The 17,548-nt window shown below is 73.3% G+C and carries 6 protein-coding genes; all 6 read left to right on the forward strand.

Annotated elements, in window-relative coordinates; genetic code table 11:
- Positions 1 to 204 precede the first annotated feature (204 nt).
- The 6 genes from N4G63_RS03475 to N4G63_RS03500 all read left to right on the forward strand — a co-directional run bounded on the left by N4G63_RS03475 (position 205) and on the right by N4G63_RS03500 (position 17,538).
- Positions 205 to 10,332 carry an Ig-like domain-containing protein gene (locus tag N4G63_RS03475; RefSeq protein WP_314599353.1) on the forward strand — a complete coding sequence of 3,376 codons (10,128 nt, stop codon included), beginning with the start codon at positions 205 to 207 and terminating at the stop codon, positions 10,330 to 10,332.
- A gap of 35 nt (positions 10,333 to 10,367) precedes the next feature.
- Positions 10,368 to 11,939, forward strand: coding sequence for a TolC family protein (locus tag N4G63_RS03480; RefSeq protein WP_260788759.1), 1,572 nt, complete (start codon positions 10,368 to 10,370; stop codon positions 11,937 to 11,939).
- A 26-nt stretch (positions 11,940 to 11,965) separates the two neighbouring features.
- The gene (locus tag N4G63_RS03485; RefSeq protein WP_260788758.1) at positions 11,966 to 12,829 is read left to right on the forward strand and encodes an efflux RND transporter periplasmic adaptor subunit; all 864 of its coding nucleotides are present in this window, start codon (positions 11,966 to 11,968) and stop codon (positions 12,827 to 12,829) included.
- Entirely contained in the window at positions 12,826 to 14,316 is a 1,491-nt protein-coding gene (locus N4G63_RS03490) for an efflux RND transporter periplasmic adaptor subunit (protein WP_260788757.1), read from the forward strand. The genes N4G63_RS03485 and N4G63_RS03490 overlap by 4 nt, the downstream gene beginning before the upstream one ends.
- 16 nt (positions 14,317 to 14,332) lie before the next feature.
- A complete protein-coding gene (locus N4G63_RS03495) occupies positions 14,333 to 16,462 on the forward strand; it encodes an efflux RND transporter periplasmic adaptor subunit (protein ID WP_314599354.1) in 2,130 nt (709 codons plus the stop codon).
- 62 nt (positions 16,463 to 16,524) lie between these two features.
- Positions 16,525 to 17,538: a tripartite tricarboxylate transporter substrate-binding protein gene (locus N4G63_RS03500; RefSeq protein ID WP_260788754.1), complete on the forward strand. Its 1,014-nt coding sequence runs from the start codon at positions 16,525 to 16,527 to the stop codon at positions 17,536 to 17,538.
- Positions 17,539 to 17,548 lie beyond the last annotated feature (10 nt).

Below are 17,548 nucleotides of genomic sequence, written 5' to 3' on the forward strand. Positions count from 1 at the left end.
GGGCGAACGCCCGTGAGCCTGCTGCGCCGGGCCGGACACGCCGGTATCCAGAAGCCCTGACGCGGCGGGTCAAGAACTCCCCGACTCAAGTCCCTCAAGCGGCGCGGGGCGCGTCCGAAGACTGTGACAACCCGTACCGGAATGGCCCTGCCATGCCGGTTGCCGAGCAGTTTCGCGGCAGTCGCAACCTGTCCAGGACGCACCATGTTCTCGCTGCTCCGCCGACGCACACCGCGTCGGGCGCCCCTGCCCCTGCCCCGCGAACCCCGTCTGGCGCTCGAGCCACGCATCATGTTCGATGGCGCCATGCTGGCCGATGCGGCGCTGGCCGCCGGCATCGGCCAGGCGGCCACGGCCGCCGCGGCCACCCCAACCGCCACCACCACCGCTGAATCCGCCGCAGCGGCCTGCACGCCGGACGGCGCCGGCACCAACGGCCCGGGCCCGCAAGGCAGTGACAACGTGCCGGCCGACGGGGCCACCGCCCACGGCCTGGGCGAGGCCGACCCGCTGCGCGCGGGCGATGGCGCCGATGCCGCACCCGCCGTGCGCGAGTTCGCGTTTGTCGACCGCGACCTGCCGCAGCTGCCGCAACTGCTGCAGCAGCTGCCGCCGGGCGCCCAGCTGGTGCTGCTGGACCCCGCGCGCGACGGGCTGGCCCAGGTCAACGAGGCGCTGGCCGGCCAGACCGAGGTGCAGGCCATCCACCTGATCACCCATGGCGAACTGGGCGCGGTGATGCTGGGCAGCACCCGGCTCGACCTGGCCAGCGCCGCCGAGGACCATGCCCAGGCCCTGGCCACGCTGGGCCAGCACCTGGCCAGCGGCGCCGATGTGCTGCTGTATGGCTGCCAGGCGGCCGGCTCGGCCGCCGCGGTGGCCGGCATGGAGCGCCTGGCGCTGGCGCTGGATGCCGACCTGGCCGCCTCGGACGACGCCACCGGCGCCGCGGCGCTGGGTGCCGACTGGCAGCTCGAGCAGCGCAGCGGCGCCATCGAGGCCATGGTGCTGGAGGGCGGCGACTGGTTCGGCACGCTGGCGCTGCTATCGGTGGGCATCAGCCTGAACGTCAACACCCCGCTCACCGTGGCCGAGGATTCGACGCTGGCCTTCACCGGCAGCAACCTGCTGCAGATCTCGCTGTCCAACATCCTGGCCACCAGCACCGAGGTGCGGCTGACGGTGCAGCACGGCACGGTGAGCTTCGGCTCGATCGCCGGTGTCACGGTCACCGAGGGCGATGGCAGCGCCGACACCGCCGTGACCCTGCGCGGCAGCGCCACGGCGATCAACAGCGTGCTCAGCGGCCTGCTCTACAACGCCGACCCCGATTACCACGGCAGCGACACGCTGCAGCTGGTGGTGCGCCAGACTGTGCTGGGCATCCTGAGCATCTCGGCGCCGATCAACCTCGGGCTGCAGATCGGCGCGGTGGCCGACATCGTGGCCGACAGCGCCAGCACGCTGCGCGACCAGGCGGTGGCCGTCAACCTGATGGCCAACGACCATTTCGAGCGTGGCAGCGCCGCGGTCAGCAGCGTCACCCAGCCGGCGCATGGCACGGTGGCCCTGGTCGGCAACGTGGCCACCTACACGCCGGCGGCCGGCTACACCGGCGCCGACAGCTTCAGCTACACCGTGACCAGTGGCTCGGTCAGCGAGACCACCACCGTGGCGCTGACCGTGGCCGTGCCCAACACGCCGCCCAGCGTGGGGGCCCCCGCCACCGCCAGCGGCAGCGAAGACCAGGACCTGGTGTTTGCCAGCGCCCAGGGCAATGCGCTGAGCGTGGCCGATGTGGACGGCGGCACGCTCACCGCCACGTTGTCGGTCAGCCAGGGCACGCTGTCGCTGGCCGGCACCAGCGGCCTGAGCTTCAGCAGCGGCGACGGCACGGCCGATGCCAGCTTGGTGTTCAGCGGCAGCGCGGCGGCCATCAACCAGGCGCTGGAAGGTCTGCGCTACACGCCCACGGCCGATTACCACGGCAGCGCCACGCTCAGCCTGGCGGCCAGCGACGGCCAGGCCAGCCAGTCGGCCAGCGTGGCCATCACGCTGGGCGCCCAGGCCGATGCCGTGGCCGACAGCGTGATCACCGACGTGCTCACGCCGGTCACCCTCTACCCGCTGGCCAACGACGGTTTCGACGGTGCCGCCAGCATCGTCTCGGCCACCGGTGCCGCGCATGGCACGCTGCTGCTGGGCCTGGGCGGCGCGGTGACCTACACCCCCGATGCCGGCTACCGCGGCAGCGACAGCTTCACCGTGGCGGTGAGCGCCGGCGGCGTGATCGAGACGCAGACCGTGGCCGTCACCGTGGGCATCAACCATGCACCGGTGCTGAGCGGCTCGCTGGGCGGCATCAGCACGCAGGATGCGGCCCTGGTCTCGGCCTCGGTGGCCGCCGGCTTCAGCGACAGCGACCTGGTCGACACGCTCAGCTTCTCGGCCACCGGCCTGCCGGCCGGGCTGTCGATCCATGCGGCCACCGGCCTGATCTCGGGCCAGCTGGGCGGCCATGCCTCGCAGGCCCAGGGCGGCAGCTATGCGGTGCAGGTCACGGCCACCGACAGCGGCGGCCTCAGCGCCACCGCCACGCTGCAGATCAACGTCAGCAACCCGGCGCCGCTGGTGGTGGCCGGCGTGGCCGCGGGCCAGGAAGACAGCAACCTGCGCGTGGAGGCGCTGCTCAATGCCAGCGACGCCGACGGCGACGCGCTGAGCATCGCCGCCGCGGCAGCGCTCAACGGCACGGTGACGATCAACCCCGACGGGTCGCTGAGCTACACGCCGGCGGCGCACTTCAACGGCCTGGACACCATCACCTACACGGTGCTCGACGCCGATGGCGGCACCGCCACCGGCAGCATCGCCGTCACGGTGGCCGCGGTGGCCGATCTGCCCACGCTGCAGCTGCCCACGATCCCGGTTTTTGTCGAAGACACGCCGATCATCTTTGCCTCGCTGCTGGGCACCCAGATCGCGGTCGGCGATGTGGACGGTCAGGTGCTCGAGATCGAGCTCTCGGTGCCCGGCGGCCTGCTCACGCTGGGGCAGACGGCCGGCGTCAACATCAGCCAGGGCGATGGCGTGGACGACAGCCTGATCCGCATGTCGGGCACGGCGGTGAACCTGCAGGCCGCGCTCGAGCAGCTGCAGCTGCTGCCCGGGGCCGACTACAACGGCCCGCTCACGCTGAGCGTCTCGCTCGGCCCGCTGGGGCAGACGCTGGGGGTCAGTGCCACGCTGCCGCTGGGCATCGTGGCGGTGGCCGACATCGTGGCCGACAGCGTCAGCACCGTGGCCGGCCAGGCGGTGGGCTTCAATGTGCTGGACAACGACAGCTTCGAGCACGCCGGGCGCGTGGTCAGCGCCTACCAGACGCCGGCGCACGGCACGGTGAGCATCAATGCCCAGGGCCAGGCGGTGTACACGCCGGTGGCGGGTTATGTGGGCACCGACAGCTTCACCTACACCGTCACCAGCAACGGCACCACCGAGACCGCCACGGTCACGGTGAGCATCGGCGCGGCGCCCAACCAGGCCCCCACCGGTGCCAGCCTGTCCGACCTGCAGCGCAACGACGGCGCCAGCGTGTCGCTGAACCTCTCTGCCGCCTTTGCCGATGCCGATGGCGACGCGCTGCAGTTCAGCGCCAGCGGCCTGCCGGCCGGGCTGCAGATCGACAGCGCCAGCGGCGTGATCAGCGGCACGCTCGACCGCCATGCCTCCAGCGCCGTGCCGGGCGGCGTGTACACCGTGGTCATCACCGCCAGCGACGGCCGCGGCGGCACGGTGACCCGGGCCTTCGAGCTGACCGTGGCCAACCCGCCGCCGCTGGCCGGCGACGACAGCGCCACGGTGGCCGAAGACGGCGTGCTGAACGACCAGCTGCTGGCCAACGACAGCGACCCCGACGGCGACAGCCTGCGCGTGGACACCACGCCGGTCAGCGGCCCGGCGCATGGCGGCCTGGTGCTGCGCGCCGATGGCAGCTACACCTACACGCCGGTGGCCAACTTCCACGGCAGCGACAGCTTCAGCTACCGCCTGATCGACGCCGATGGCGGCGTCACCGTGGCCACGGTGCACATCACCGTGAGCCCGGTCAACGATGCGCCGGTGGCGGTGAACGACGGCGTCAGCACGCAGGAGGACACCGCCGTCAGCATCGCGGTGCTGGCCAACGACAGCGACGCCGATGGCGACACGCTCAGCGTCAGCGCCGCCAGTGCCGGCCATGGCAGCGTCAGCATCGGCCCGGGCGGTGTGCTGCAGTACACCCCGGCGGCCCACTTCCACGGCAGCGACACGATCACCTACACGGTCAGCGACGGCCAGGGCGGCAGCAGCACGGCGCAGGTCAGCGTCACGGTCGTGGCCGTCAACGATGCGCCCACCGCCGGGCCCCTGGCCGACCATGCCAACACCGTGGGCACGGCGGTCAGCCTGCAGGCGGGCGCGGCCTTTGCCGATGCCGATGGCGACGCGCTGCAGTTCAGCGCCACCGGCCTGCCGCCGGGCCTGAGCCTGGACGCGGCCACCGGCCTGATCAGCGGCACGCCCAGCACGCCCGGCAGCTACAGCGTGACGGTGAGCGCCGCCGACGGCAACGGCGGCACGGTGAGCCAGAGCTTCCAGTGGACCGTGGCGGCGGCCGCCAACAACGGCCCCAACACCGTGGGCAGCCTGGCCACCGCCAACGCCAGCGATGGCCAGACATTCAGCCTGGCCACTGCCGGTGGTTTCAGCGATCCGGATGGCGATGCCCTGACCTACAGCGCCAGCGGCCTGCCGGCCGGCCTGGCCATCGATGCCGCCACCGGCGTGATCAGCGGCACGCTGGGCAGCGGCGCCTCGGCGCTCGTGCCCGACGGCGTGTACACCGTCACCGTCACCGCCAGCGACGGCCGCGGCGGCCAGGTCAGCCAGGCCTTCACGCTGAGCGTGGGCAATGTCGGCCCCAGCGCGGCCAACGACAACGTGACGCTGGCCGAAGACGCCAGCGCCAGCGGCAATGTGCTGCTCAACGACAGCGACGCCGACGGCGATGCGCTGCGCGTGGACACCACGCCGGTGGCCGCCCCGGCGCACGGCACGCTGGTGCTCAACGCCGACGGCAGCTTTGTCTACACGCCCGACGCCAACTTCTCGGGCAGCGACAGCTTCAGCTACCGCGTGGTCGATGCCGATGGCGGCAGCAGCACCGCCACCGTCACGCTCAGCGTGGCGCCCAGCAACGACGCGCCCACCGCCGGCCCGCTGGCCGACCACAGCAACGCCGTGGGCACGCCGGTCAGCTTCAATGCCGGCGCGGTGTTTGCCGATGCCGATGGCGACGCGCTGCAGTTCAGCGCCACCGGCCTGCCGCCGGGCCTGAGCCTGGATGCTGCCACCGGCCTGATCAGCGGCACGCCCAGCACCCCGGGCAGCTTTGCGGTGACGGTCAGCGCGGCCGACGGCAACGGCGGCAGCGTCAGCCAGAGCTTTGTGTGGACCGTGGCTGCCGCGCCCAACAACGGCCCCAACACCGTGGGCAGCCTGGCCACCGCCAGCGCCAGCGATGGCCAGACGCTCAGCCTGGCCACCGCCGGCGGCTTCAGCGATGCCGATGGCGATGCCCTGGCCTACAGCGCCAGCGGCCTGCCGGCCGGCCTGGCCATCGACGCCGCCACCGGGGTGATCAGCGGCACGCTGGGCAGCGGCGCCTCGGGCGCGGTGGCGGGTGGGGTGTACACCGTCACCGTCACGGCCAGCGATGGCCGCGGCGGCCAGGTCAGCCAGGCCTTCACGCTGAGCGTGGGCAATGTCGGCCCGCAGGCCGCCAACGACAACCTGAGCCTGGCCGAAGACGGCAGCGTCAGCGGCAATGTGCTGGCCAACGACAGCGACGCCGATGGCGATGCGCTGGCCGTGGACACGCCCGCGCTCAGCGGCCCGGCGCATGGCAGCCTGGTGCTCAACACCGACGGCAGCTTCGTCTACACGCCCGACGCCAACTTCTCGGGCACCGACAGCTTCAGCTACCGCATCGTCGATGCCGACGGTGCCAGCAGCACGGCCACCGTGACCCTCACCGTCACCGCCGCCAACGACGCCCCCAGCGCCGCCGCTTTGGCCGACCGCAGCAATGCCATCGGCGCGACGGTGAACTTCAATGCCGGCGCGGTGTTTGCCGATGCCGATGGCGATGCGCTGCAGTTCAGCGCCAGCGGCCTGCCGCCGGGCCTGAGCCTGGACGCGGCCACCGGCCTGATCAGCGGCACGCCCAGCACCGCCGGCAGCTTTGCGGTGACCCTCAGCGCGGCCGATGGCAACGGCGGCAGCGTGAGCCAGAGCTTCCAGTGGAGCGTGGCCGCCGCCGCCAACAACGGCCCCGACACCGTGGGCAGCCTGCCCACCGGCACGGCCACCGCCGGCGGTTTCAGCGATGCCGATGGCGACGCCCTGGCCTACAGCGCCAGCGGCCTGCCGGCCGGCCTGGCCATCGATGCCGGCACCGGCGTGATCAGCGGCACGCTGGGCAGCGGCGCCTCGGCCGCGGTGCCCGGCGGCGTGTACACCGTGATGGTCACGGCCAGCGACGGCCGCGGCGGCCAGGTCAGCCAGGCCTTCACGCTGAGCGTGGGCAATGTCGGCCCCAGTGCCGTCAACGACAGCGCCAGCCTGGCCGAAGACGGCAGCCTCAGCGGCAATGTGCGCGCCAACGACAGCGACGCCGATGGCGACGCGCTGACCGTCGACACCACGCCCGTGGCCGCCCCGGCCCACGGCACGCTGGTGCTCAACGCCGATGGCAGCTTCGTCTACACGCCCGATGCCAACTTCTCGGGCAGCGACAGCTTCAGCTACCGCTTGATCGATGCCGATGGCGGCAGCAGCACCGCCACGGTGAACCTCTCGGTCAACGCCGCCAACGACGCCCCCACCGCCAGCGCGCTGGCCGACCGCAGCAACGCCACCGGCGCGGCGGTGAGCTTCAACGCCGCGGCGGCCTTTGCCGATGCCGATGGCGACGCGCTGCAGTTCAGCGCCACCGGCCTGCCGCCGGGCCTGAGCCTGGACGCGGCCACCGGCCTGATCAGCGGCACGCCCAGCACGCCCGGCAGCTACAGCGTGACGGTGAGCGCCGCCGACGGCAATGGCGGCACGGTGAGCCAGAGCTTCCAGTGGGCCGTGGCGGCGGCCGCCAACAATGGCCCCAACACCGTGGGCAGCCTGGCCACCGCCAGCGCCAGCGATGGCCAGACGTTCAGCGTGGCCACCGCCGGCGGTTTCAGCGATCCGGATGGCGATGCCCTGGCCTACAGCGCCAGCGGCCTGCCGGCCGGCCTGGCCATCGACGCCGCCACCGGCGTGATCAGCGGCACCGTGGCGGCCGGCGCCTCGGCGCTCGTGCCCGACGGCGTGTACACCGTCACCGTCACCGCCAGCGACGGCCGCGGCGGCCAGGTCAGCCAGGCCTTCACGCTGAGCGTGGGCAATGTCGGCCCCAGCGCCGCCAACGACAACCTGACGCTGGCCGAAGACGCCAGCGCCAGCGGCAATGTGCTGCTCAACGACAGCGACGCCGATGGCGATGCGCTGCGGGTCGACACCACGCCGGTGGCCGCCCCGGCGCACGGCACGCTGGTGCTCAACGCCGACGGCAGCTTCGTCTACACGCCCGACGCCAACTTCTCGGGCAGCGACAGCTTCAGCTACCGCGTGGTCGATGCCGATGGCGGCAGCAGCACCGCCACCGTCAATGTCACGGTGCAGGCCAGCAACGACGGCCCCAGTGCCGGCGCCATTGCCGACCGCAGCAACACCACCGGCGTGCCGGTCAACTTCAACGCCGGCACCGTGTTTGCCGATGCCGATGGCGATGCCCTGCAGTACAGCGCCACCGGCCTGCCGCCGGGCCTGAGCCTGGATGCCGCCACCGGCCTGATCAGCGGCACGCCCAGCACCCCGGGCAGCTTTGCGGTGACGCTCAGCGCGGCCGACGGCAACGGCGGCAGCGTCAGCCAGAGCTTTGTGTGGGCCGTGGCCGTGGCGGCCAACAACGGCCCCAACACCGTGGGCAGCCTGCCGCTGGCCGTGGCCAGCGACGGCCAGGCCGTGAGCCTGCCCACCGCCGCCGGCTTCAACGACCCCGATGGCGACGGCCTGGCCTACAGCGCCAGCGGCCTGCCGGCCGGCCTGGCCATCGATGCCGCCACCGGCGTGATCAGCGGCACCGTGGGCAGCGGCGCCTCGGGCGCCGTGGCGGGTGGGGTGTACACCGTCACCGTCACGGCCGACGATGGCCGCGGCGGCCAGGTCAGCCAGGCCTTCACGCTGAGCGTGGGCAATCTCGGCCCGCAGGCGGCCGACGACAGCCTGAGCCTGACCGAAGACACCAGCGCCAGCGGCAACGTGCTGGCCAACGACAGCGACGCCGACGGCGACGCGCTGCGGGTCGACACCACGCCGGTGGCTGCCCCGGCGCACGGCACGCTGGTGCTCAACGCCGACGGCAGCTTCGTCTACACGCCCGAGGCCAACTTTTCGGGCAGCGACAGCTTCCGCTACCGCGTGATCGATGCCGACGGCGGCAGCAGCGTGGCCACGGTCAACATCAGCGTCGCGCCGGGCAACGACGCCCCCAGCGCCGCGGCGCTGGCCGACCGCAGCAATGCCATCGGCGCGGCGGTGAACTTCAATGCCGGCGCGGTGTTTGCCGATGCCGATGGCGACGCACTGCAGTACAGCGCCACCGGCCTGCCGCCGGGCCTGAGCCTGGACGCGGCCACCGGCCTGATCAGCGGCACGCCCAGCACCGCCGGCAGCTTTGCGGTGACCCTCAGCGCGGCCGATGGCAACGGCGGCAGCGTGAGCCAGAGCTTCCAGTGGAGCGTGGCCGCCGCCGCCAACAACGGCCCCGACACCGTGGGCAGCCTGCCCACCGGCACGGCCAGCGACGGCCAGACGATCAGCCTGGCCACCGCCGGCGGTTTCAGCGATGCCGATGGCGACGCCCTGGCCTACAGCGCCAGCGGCCTGCCGGCCGGCCTGGCCATCGATGCCGCCACCGGCGTGATCAGCGGCACGCTGGGCAGCGGCGCCTCGGCCGCCGTGCCGGGCGGCGTGTACACCGTCACCGTCACCGCCAGCGACGGCCGCGGCGGCCAGGTCAGCCAGGCTTTCACGCTGAGCGTGGGCAATGTCGGCCCGGCCGCCGCCGACGACCGCCTGACCCTGGCCGAAGACAGCGCCGCCAGCGGCAACGTGCTGGCCAACGACCGCGATGCCGATGGCGACGCGCTGCGCGTCGACACCACGCCGGTGGCCGGCCCGGCCAACGGCAGCCTGGTGCTCAATGCCGACGGCAGCTTCACCTACACGCCCGACGCCAACTTTGCCGGCAGCGACAGCTTCAGCTACCGCGTGCTCGATGCCGACGGCGGCAGCAGCACGGCCACGGTCACGCTCACCGTCACGCCCGGCAACGACGCCCCCACCGCCAGTGCCAGCCCGCCGGCCAGCCTGACCGCCGGCAGCGCCGCCACGCCGCTGGCCATGGCGCCGCTGGTGCAGGACGCCGACGGCGACGCGCTCGGCTTTGGCGCCATCAACCTGCCGCCGGGCCTGGTGATCGACCCGGTCAGCGGTGAGATCAGCGGCACGCCCACGCAGCCCGGCAGCTTTGACGTGGTGGTGCGCGCCACCGACCCCGCCGGCGCGGTGGTGGACGTGGCGCTGCGCATCGAGGTGGCCGCCGCCAGCGTGGCCGAGCCCAGCACGCCGGCCGAAGAGCCGCTGGCGCCGCCGGTGTTCGACACCGGTGGCTTCACCCAGGCCGATGCCGCCCTGGCCGACCGCGATGGCAATGGCCTGCTGGGCCAGCTCGGCAGCGATCCGGGCGAGCCGCCCACCGAGCGCGATATCGAGCCGGTGCTGCTGAAGGCCATCAATGCCGTGAAGTCGCTCGAGAGCGTGGCCGACATCAGTGGCGACTCGCCCCTGGTGGCGGCCATCGGCGGCGTGCAGTCGCTGGGCCGGCCGGCCGAGATCGCGGCCGATGCCCCGCCCATGGCCACCGCCGTGGGCGACCTCAGCGCCGGCTTTCGCGAGCCCACCCGGCTCGACGAGATCGGCAGCGGCCCGTTCGGCATCTCGGCCGGCGCGGCCCTGCCGCCCGGCATGCTGGGCGGCACCGACACCCTGGCCGGCCTGCCCGACAACCGCGCCCTGCCGCGCGTGGTGGCCGATGCCGGCCTGGCACCGCAGCCGGTGCAGCAGCAACTGCTGGACGCGCTGCAGCGCCGCGCCGCCGAAGTCGACGAACTGGGCCGCGCACTGGGCTGATGCCCGTGGCCCGCAGCATCAGGGAGCCCCTGGCGATGTCAAAACCCAACCTGCAAGACGAGCGCCCAGAAATCCCGAGCATGACGCGCCGCCAGTGCCTGGGCGGCCTGGCCGGCGCCTCGGCGCTGGGCGCTGCCCTGGGCCTGGGCGGCTGCGCCTCGCGCCCGCAGGCCATCGACGCCCCGGCCAACGCGGTGAAGCTGCGCGGCCAGCTCGAACGCCAGATCTCCGGCGAAGACCGGGTCGAAGGCCCGATCTCGCTGTACGAGGCCATGGCGCGGGCGCTGAAGTACAACCTCGACCAGAAGATCGAGATGATGGAAGTGGTGCTGCGCGAGCGCCAGTTCGAGGCCCGCAGCGCCGACCAGCTGCCCACCCTGGTGGCCGGCTCGGGCTTCAGTGCCCGCAACAACGACGCCGGCTCGCGCAGCCGCTCGCTGCTCACCGGCCGCGAATCGCTGGAACCTTCCAGCTCGAGTGAGCGGCAGAGCACCACCTCCGAGCTGGCGCTGAGCTGGGACGTGCTCGACTTCGGCCTGGCCCGGGTGCGCCACCGCCAGCAGGCCGACGAGCGCCTGATCTCGGCCGAGCGCCGGCGCAAGGTCATCAACCGCATCCTCGAGGATGTGCGCACCGCCTACTGGCGCGCGGTCAGTGCCGACCGCACCGCCAAGAAGCTGGCCGACCTGGAGGTGCTGGCCGGCCGCGCGATGCGCCAGGCCGAGGAGCTGGAGCAGCGCCGCGTGGCCTCGCCCAACATGGTGCTGGCCTACCAGCGCGACCTGCTGCAGGTGCAGGCCGATGTGCAGAAGCTGCAGCGCGAGCTGTCGCTGGCCAAGAGCCAGCTGGCCGCGCTGATGAACCTGCGCCCCGATGCCGCGTTCCGCCTGGTGCTGCCCGACCGGACCGACGTGGTGCCCGAGCTGCCGGGCTCGGCCGACGAGATGGTGCTCACCGGCCTGCGCTTCCGGCCCGAGGTGCGCGAGGCGGCCTACCGCCAGCGCATCCTGCGCGGCGAGTTCGATGCCGCCTTCCTGCGCGCGCTGCCCACGGTGCGCACCGTGCTGGGCCTCAACCACGACAGCAACGAGTTCCTCTACAACCCGCAGTGGCTGAACCTGAGCGCGCGGCTCAGCTGGAACCTGCTGGACGTGTTCCGCTACCCGGCCAACAAGCGTGCGCTCGACGCCGAGGTGGCCACGCTCGATCAGCGCGACCTGGCCCTCACCATGGCGGTGATGACCCAGGTCTACGTGGCGCGCGTGCGCTTCGTGCGCCTGTCGCAGGAGCTGAGCACGGTGCAGCGCTCGCAGGGGGTGCAGGAGCGCCTGCTGGCCCAGGCCCGCGGCGCCTTCAAGGCCCGCGCGATCAGCCAGCAGCAGCTGGTTCGCGAAGAGATGAACGGCGTGCTGTCCGAGGTGCGCTACGACGTCGCCTACTCCGATCTTCAGAACGCCTATGCGAATTTGTACGCGTCCATGGGCCTGGACAACTTCGACATCGACGCCGGGGCCGAAGTGCCGCTCAAGAAGCTGACCGAAACGCTCGAAGAACACTGGACGGAACGTGCCCTGAGCTTGCCGGCCATGCCGGACAAGAGCTCCTGACAAAACTGTCCTGAACCCCTGACTTCATGAGCATCCCACGCCAATCCAAGCCCCGGCCGGCCGGCGCGCTGGCCTTGCTGCTGGCCTGCGCCGCCACGCTCAGCCAGGCGCAGACCCGCCCGGCACCCACGCCGGCGGCCGCAGCGGCGGCGGTGGTGGCCAGCCCTGCACCCGCCCCGGTGGGCAGCGGCGCCGCCGTGGTGCGCAGCCACCCGGGCAGCAGCAGCGGCATCGCCCGCGGCGTGGTGCGCGCCACGGCCGAGGCCACGCTCACCGCCCGCCTGTCGGCGCGCATCACCGAGATGCCGCTGGCCGAGGGCGCCACCTTTGCCAAGGGCGATCTGCTGGTGGCCTTCGAGTGCGAGCGGCCGCAGGCCGAGGCCCGCGCCGCGGCAGCGGCCCTGGCCGCCCAGCGCAAGCAGGTCGAGACCAACGAGGAGCTCGACCGCTTCAACGCCATCGGCAAGAACGACCTGCTGGTGTCGAAGTCGCAGCTCGACAAGGCGCAGGCCGAGGCCGATGCGCTGAACACCCAGCTGCGCGAGTGCCGCCTGCAGGCGCCGTTTGCCGGCCGGGTGATGACGCGCCAGGCGCGCCAGCATGAATCGGTGCAGGCCGGCGCGCCGCTGCTGCGCATCGTCGACACCAGCGCCATCGAGGTCGACCTGATCGTGCCCTCGCAGTGGCTGGCCTGGCTGCGACCCGGCACCGCCTTCGTGTTCCGCATCGACGAAACCGGCGCCCAGCTGCCGGCCAAGGTGCAGCGCCTGTCGGCCACGGTCGATCCGGTCAGCCGCACGATGAAGATCACCGCCAGCTTTGACGATGCCGCCGCGCGCGTATTGCCCGGCATGAGCGGCACCGGTGCCGGCTGGCGGGTGCCACGATGAGCGGCAGCGATGAGCTGACGCTCGAGCGGTCGCCCGGCGCGCTGGCCGCCGATCTGCTGGCGCGCAGCGCCGCGGCAGCGGCGGCCGAGCCCGCGCCGCCCGGCAGCCTGCCGCGCTCGGGCACGGCGGCGCCGTCGCCGCCGCCGGGCTCGTCCTCGTCGGCGCTGCGCCTGTTGCAGTACGAGGCCGAGGTGCGCCGCGTGCAGGGCGAGCAGGCCTTGCTGATGCACCTGGTCAACGAGGCCCGCAGCCTGGTGCCCTATGGCCAGGCCATCGTCTTCCGGCGCCGTGGCGGCGGCCGCGGCTGGCGCCCGGTGGCGGTGTCGGGCCTGCCCTCGGTGGATGCCAACTCGCCGCTGCTGGTGGCGCTGGGCCGCGGCCTGGCGCGGCAGACCGGCAGCACGCTGCAGGACATGAAGTCGCTCGACCTGCAGTCGGCCAGCGCTTGGCCGGGCCTGGACGAGCGCAGCCGCGGCACGCTGCGCGGCTTTGCGCTGCCGCAGGGCCTGTGGGTGCCGCTGCCCGATGCGGCCGACCGGGTGGATGCCGGCGTGCTGTTCCTGCGCGAGGCGCCCTTCAACCCCGGCGCCACGGTGCTGCTGCGCCGCCTGGGCCAGACCTATGCCCATGCGTGGACGGCCTTGTCGGGCCCGCGCCGGCGCACCCTGGGCCAGGCGCGCACGCCCTGGCTGGTGCTGGCGGCGCTGCTGCTGCTCACCGCGCTGGGTGCCATGCCGGTGCGCCTGAGCGTGATGGCGCCGGTGGAGGTGGTGGCCGCCGAGCCGCAGGTGCTGACCGCGCCGATCAACGGCGTGGTGCGCCGCATCAACGTGGCGCCCAGCGCCACGGTGGCGGCGGGCGAGGTGGTGGTGCAGTTCGACGACATCCAGCCGCGCAACGAGATGCTGCTGGCGCAGCAGCGTCTGGCGGTGGCCCAGGCGCGCGACGCGCGCACCGCGGCGGCCGCCTTCCAGAACCCCGAGGCCGCGCACGAGCTGGCCACCGCACGCGCCGAGTACGAGCTGGCGCGCGTCAACCACGACTATGCGGTCGAGGTGCTGGCCCGCACCGCGGTGCGCGCGCCGCAGGCCGGCGTGGTGATCTACACCGACCGGCGCGACTGGGAGGGCCGCGCCGTGCAGGTGGGCGAGGAGATCGTGCAGGTGGCCGATCCGCAGCGCATTGCCCTGCGCGTGGAGGTGCCCACCGGCAACAGCCTGCCGCTGGCCACCGGCGGGCGCGGTGACGTGTACCTCGACAACGTGCCCTTCGGCGGCATTCCGGCCCGGGTGCGCCATGCCTCGTACACGCCGCGCACGCTGCCGGGTGGCGACACCGCCTATACCGTGATGCTGGCGGCCGAACCGGGCCATCTGCCGCGCATCGGCGCGCGCGGCACCGCGCGGCTGTACGGCGACGAGGTGCCGCTGGTGGTGCAGCTGCTGCGCCGGCCGCTGTCGGCGGTGCGCCAGTTCGTCGGCGTCTGACGCCACAGAGCCCGAGATGCAAGCGCTGGACGACGCCCTGCCGCTGCCGCCGCTGCGCCCCGAGCTGCAGCTGGCCGAGGCGCCGCCCGAGCCCGGCGGTGCGGCCCGCTGGCGGCTCGACGATCCGCTGCGCCAGCGCAGCTTCTTGCTCGCCGAGGGCGATCTGCGCCTGCTGGCGCTGTGGCCGCTGGGCCGCGTGGGGGCGCTGCGTGCGGCCTGGCAGCGCAGCCTGGCCGGGCCCGACAGCCAGTTCGAGCAGCAGCTGGGCGGCCTGATGGATTTTCTGCGCCAGCACCACCTGCTGGTGGCACAGCCGGGGCGCGACAGCACGGCGCTGGCCGAGCAGGCCGCACGCCAGGCCCACCCGGGCCTGCGCGGCTGGTTCGGCCGCTGGATGGGCTGGCAGCTGCCGCTGCTGCGGCCTCAGGGTTTCCTGGAGGCCACCCTGCCGCTGGTGCGCGGCCTGTGGACCTGGCCGGCGCTGCTGCTGTGGGCGCTGTGCACGCTGCTGGGCCTGTACCTGGTGTCGCGCCAGTGGGATGCCTTCATCGGCAGTTTTGCGCAGTTCAACCAGCCCGAGGGCTGGCTGGCCTATGCGCTGGTGCTGCTGGCGCTGAAGCTGCTGCACGAGCTGGGCCATGCCTATGCCGCCGTGCAGCACGGCGTGCAGGTGCCCAGCATGGGCCTGTCGGTGGCCATGGGCGTGCCGATGTTCTACACCGACACCAGCGGCGCCGTGCGCCTGCCGCGGCGCGCTGCGCGGCTGTGGATCGGCGGCGCCGGCATGCTGGCCGAATCAATGCTGGCCGGCCTGTGCACGCTGGCCTGGGCGCTGCTGGCCGACGGGCCGCTGCGCTCGGCCTGCTTCGTCGTGGCCACCTCGAGCTGGCTCACCACGCTGGCCATCAACCTCAACCCGCTGGGGCGCTTTGACGGCTACTACATGCTGTCCGACGCGCTGGGCCTGGCCAATCTGCAGCAGCGTGCGCTCGACCACGCCGGCTGGGCCGCCGGGCGCCTGCTGCTGGGGCCGGTGATGGCCGCGCCCGAGCCGGCCGGGCCCGCGCGGCGCGCCGGCCTGATCGTGTTTGGCGCGGGGGTGTGGCTGTTCCGGCTGTCGCTGGGCCTGGCCGCGGCTGGGCTGGCGTATGCGCTGCTGTTCCAGCTGGCCGGCCTGGTGCTGGCCGCGGCCACGCTGTGGTGGCTGCTGCTGGCGCCGCTGCTGCGCCAGCTGGCCGCCTGGTGGCAGTTGCGCGGCGCGGTGGGCATGGGCCGCTGGCTGGGCCTGGCGCTGCTGCTGGCCGGCCTGGGCTGGGTCGTGCAGGCGCCGCTGGACCAGCGGGTGCGCGGCGCCGCCGTGCTGGGCTGGCAGCACGAGCAGCTGCTGCAGGCGCCCGAGGTGGCCACGGTGGATGCGCTGCTGGTGCGCGATGGCCAGCCGGTGCGCGCCGGCCAGCTGCTGCTGCGCCTGCGCTCGCCCGAGCTGCAACGCCGCCTGGCCGAGGCCGAGAACCAGCGCGTGCTGACCCTCGAGCGCCTGGCGCGCATTGCCGGCGACGCGCGCGACCGCAACGACCTGCTGGTGCTCGAGCAGCAGCGCGCCGAGGCCGATGCCGCGGTGCAGGGCCTGCGTCTGCGCGTGGCGCAGCTCGAGCTGCGCGCCCAGGCCGACGGCCACCTGGTCGACATGCCGGCCTGGCTGCAGCCGGGCCAGTGGGTGCGGCCCGAGCGCACCCTGGGCCGCGTGCTGCTGGGCCAGCGGCTCGAGGTGCAGGGCTATGTCGACGACGCCGCGCTGCGGCGCCTGCAGGCCGGCGCGCCGGCGGTGTTTCTGGCCGACGACCTGAGCCTGGCGCCCGTCACGCTGCGCCTGAGCGCGGTGGAGCAGGCCACGGCCGAGCAGGTCACGCCCGAGCTGCTGGCCTCGGTGCACGGCGGCAGCGTGCCCACGGTGCTGGACAAGCGCGGCCGTGCCGTGCCGCAGCAGCCGGTGCACCGGGCGCGCTTCGAGGTGATGCAGGCCGGGGCGCCACTGGCGTCGCGGCTGTTGCGCGGGCAGGTGCAGATCGAGGCCGAGCCCGAGAGTCTGGCGGTGCAGTCGGGCCGGCGCATGTGGCAGCTGTTGCTGCGCGAACTGCAGGGCTAGGCCAGCCGGCCTGTGACCGATGCCGCCCGGCGGGCGGTGTTCAACCGACGAGAGGATGGGCGATGACACATTTGGCGAGACGGCAGGCCTTGCGCCGGATCGGCCTGGGCGCCCTGGGCGCCTCGGGCGTGCCGGCGGCCTTGGCCCAGCAGGTCCCGTCGGCGGCGGCCTCGGCGGCCGATGGTTCGGCGCGCCTGCTGTTCGGCATTCCGCCCGGCGCGGCCGGCACCACGCTGGCCCAGGCCCTGATCGGGCAGATGGTGTCGCGCTACACGCCGCCGATCAAGATCGAGCATGTGTTGGGCCGTGAAGCCCGCCGCTCGGCCGAGGTGGTGAAGTCGGCGCTGCCCGACGGCAACACCCTGCTGCATGCGCAGTCGGCGCTGATCACGCTGTTTCCGTCCGTCTACCGCGAGCTGGGCTATGCGCCGCAGGCCGACTTCACGCCGCTGGCCTCGCTGTCCGAGTACGCCTTCATGCTGCTGGTGGGGCCGCGCGTGCCGGCCAGCGTCAGGACGCTCGACGACTTCCTGCGCTGGGTGGGCGACAACCCCGCGGCACGCCAGGTGGGGGTGGTGCTGAAGGGCTCGCAGGGCTGGCTGATGGCGCAGCACCTGGTGCGCGACCGCGACGCGCCGCTGCAGCCGGTGGCCTATGCCGGCACCACGCCGGTGGTCAACGAGCTGCTGGGCGGCGGCCTGGCGGCCGGCATCGTGGTCACCGGCAATGCGCGCGAGGCCCTGGCCGACGGCCGCCTGCGTGCGCTGGCGGTCAGCAGCCCCCAGCGCTGGCTGGGCCTGCCCGACACGCCCTGCTTCGACGAGATCGGCCTGAGCGGCATGGCCATGACCGGCTGGTACGGCTGGTTCGGCCCGGCCGGCATGGCCGAGCCGGTGGTGCAGCGCCTGCGCGCGGCCATCGGCGAGGCCATGGCCACGCCCGAACTGACCCAGGCGCTCGAGCGCCTGTCGATGCGCCCCTTGCGCGAGACGCCCGAGCAACTGCGGGAGCGCATCGCCACCGAGACGACGCAGTACGCGCAAGCCGTGCGGCAGGCACGGCTCAGCCGCATCTAGCCCAGGACCT

This window comes from Aquabacterium sp. OR-4 (genome assembly GCF_025290835.2).
Lineage (GTDB): Bacteria > Pseudomonadota > Gammaproteobacteria > Burkholderiales > Burkholderiaceae_C > Pseudaquabacterium.

Coding starts and splice junctions, on each gene's coding strand:
- N4G63_RS03475 (WP_314599353.1), top strand. CDS start 205: ATGTTCTCGCTGCTCCGCCGACGCACACCGCGTCGGGCGCCCCTGCCC.
- N4G63_RS03480 (WP_260788759.1), top strand. CDS start 10,368: ATGTCAAAACCCAACCTGCAAGACGAGCGCCCAGAAATCCCGAGCATG.
- N4G63_RS03485 (WP_260788758.1), top strand. CDS start 11,966: ATGAGCATCCCACGCCAATCCAAGCCCCGGCCGGCCGGCGCGCTGGCC.
- N4G63_RS03490 (WP_260788757.1), top strand. CDS start 12,826: ATGAGCGGCAGCGATGAGCTGACGCTCGAGCGGTCGCCCGGCGCGCTG.
- N4G63_RS03495 (WP_314599354.1), top strand. CDS start 14,333: ATGCAAGCGCTGGACGACGCCCTGCCGCTGCCGCCGCTGCGCCCCGAG.
- N4G63_RS03500 (WP_260788754.1), top strand. CDS start 16,525: ATGACACATTTGGCGAGACGGCAGGCCTTGCGCCGGATCGGCCTGGGC.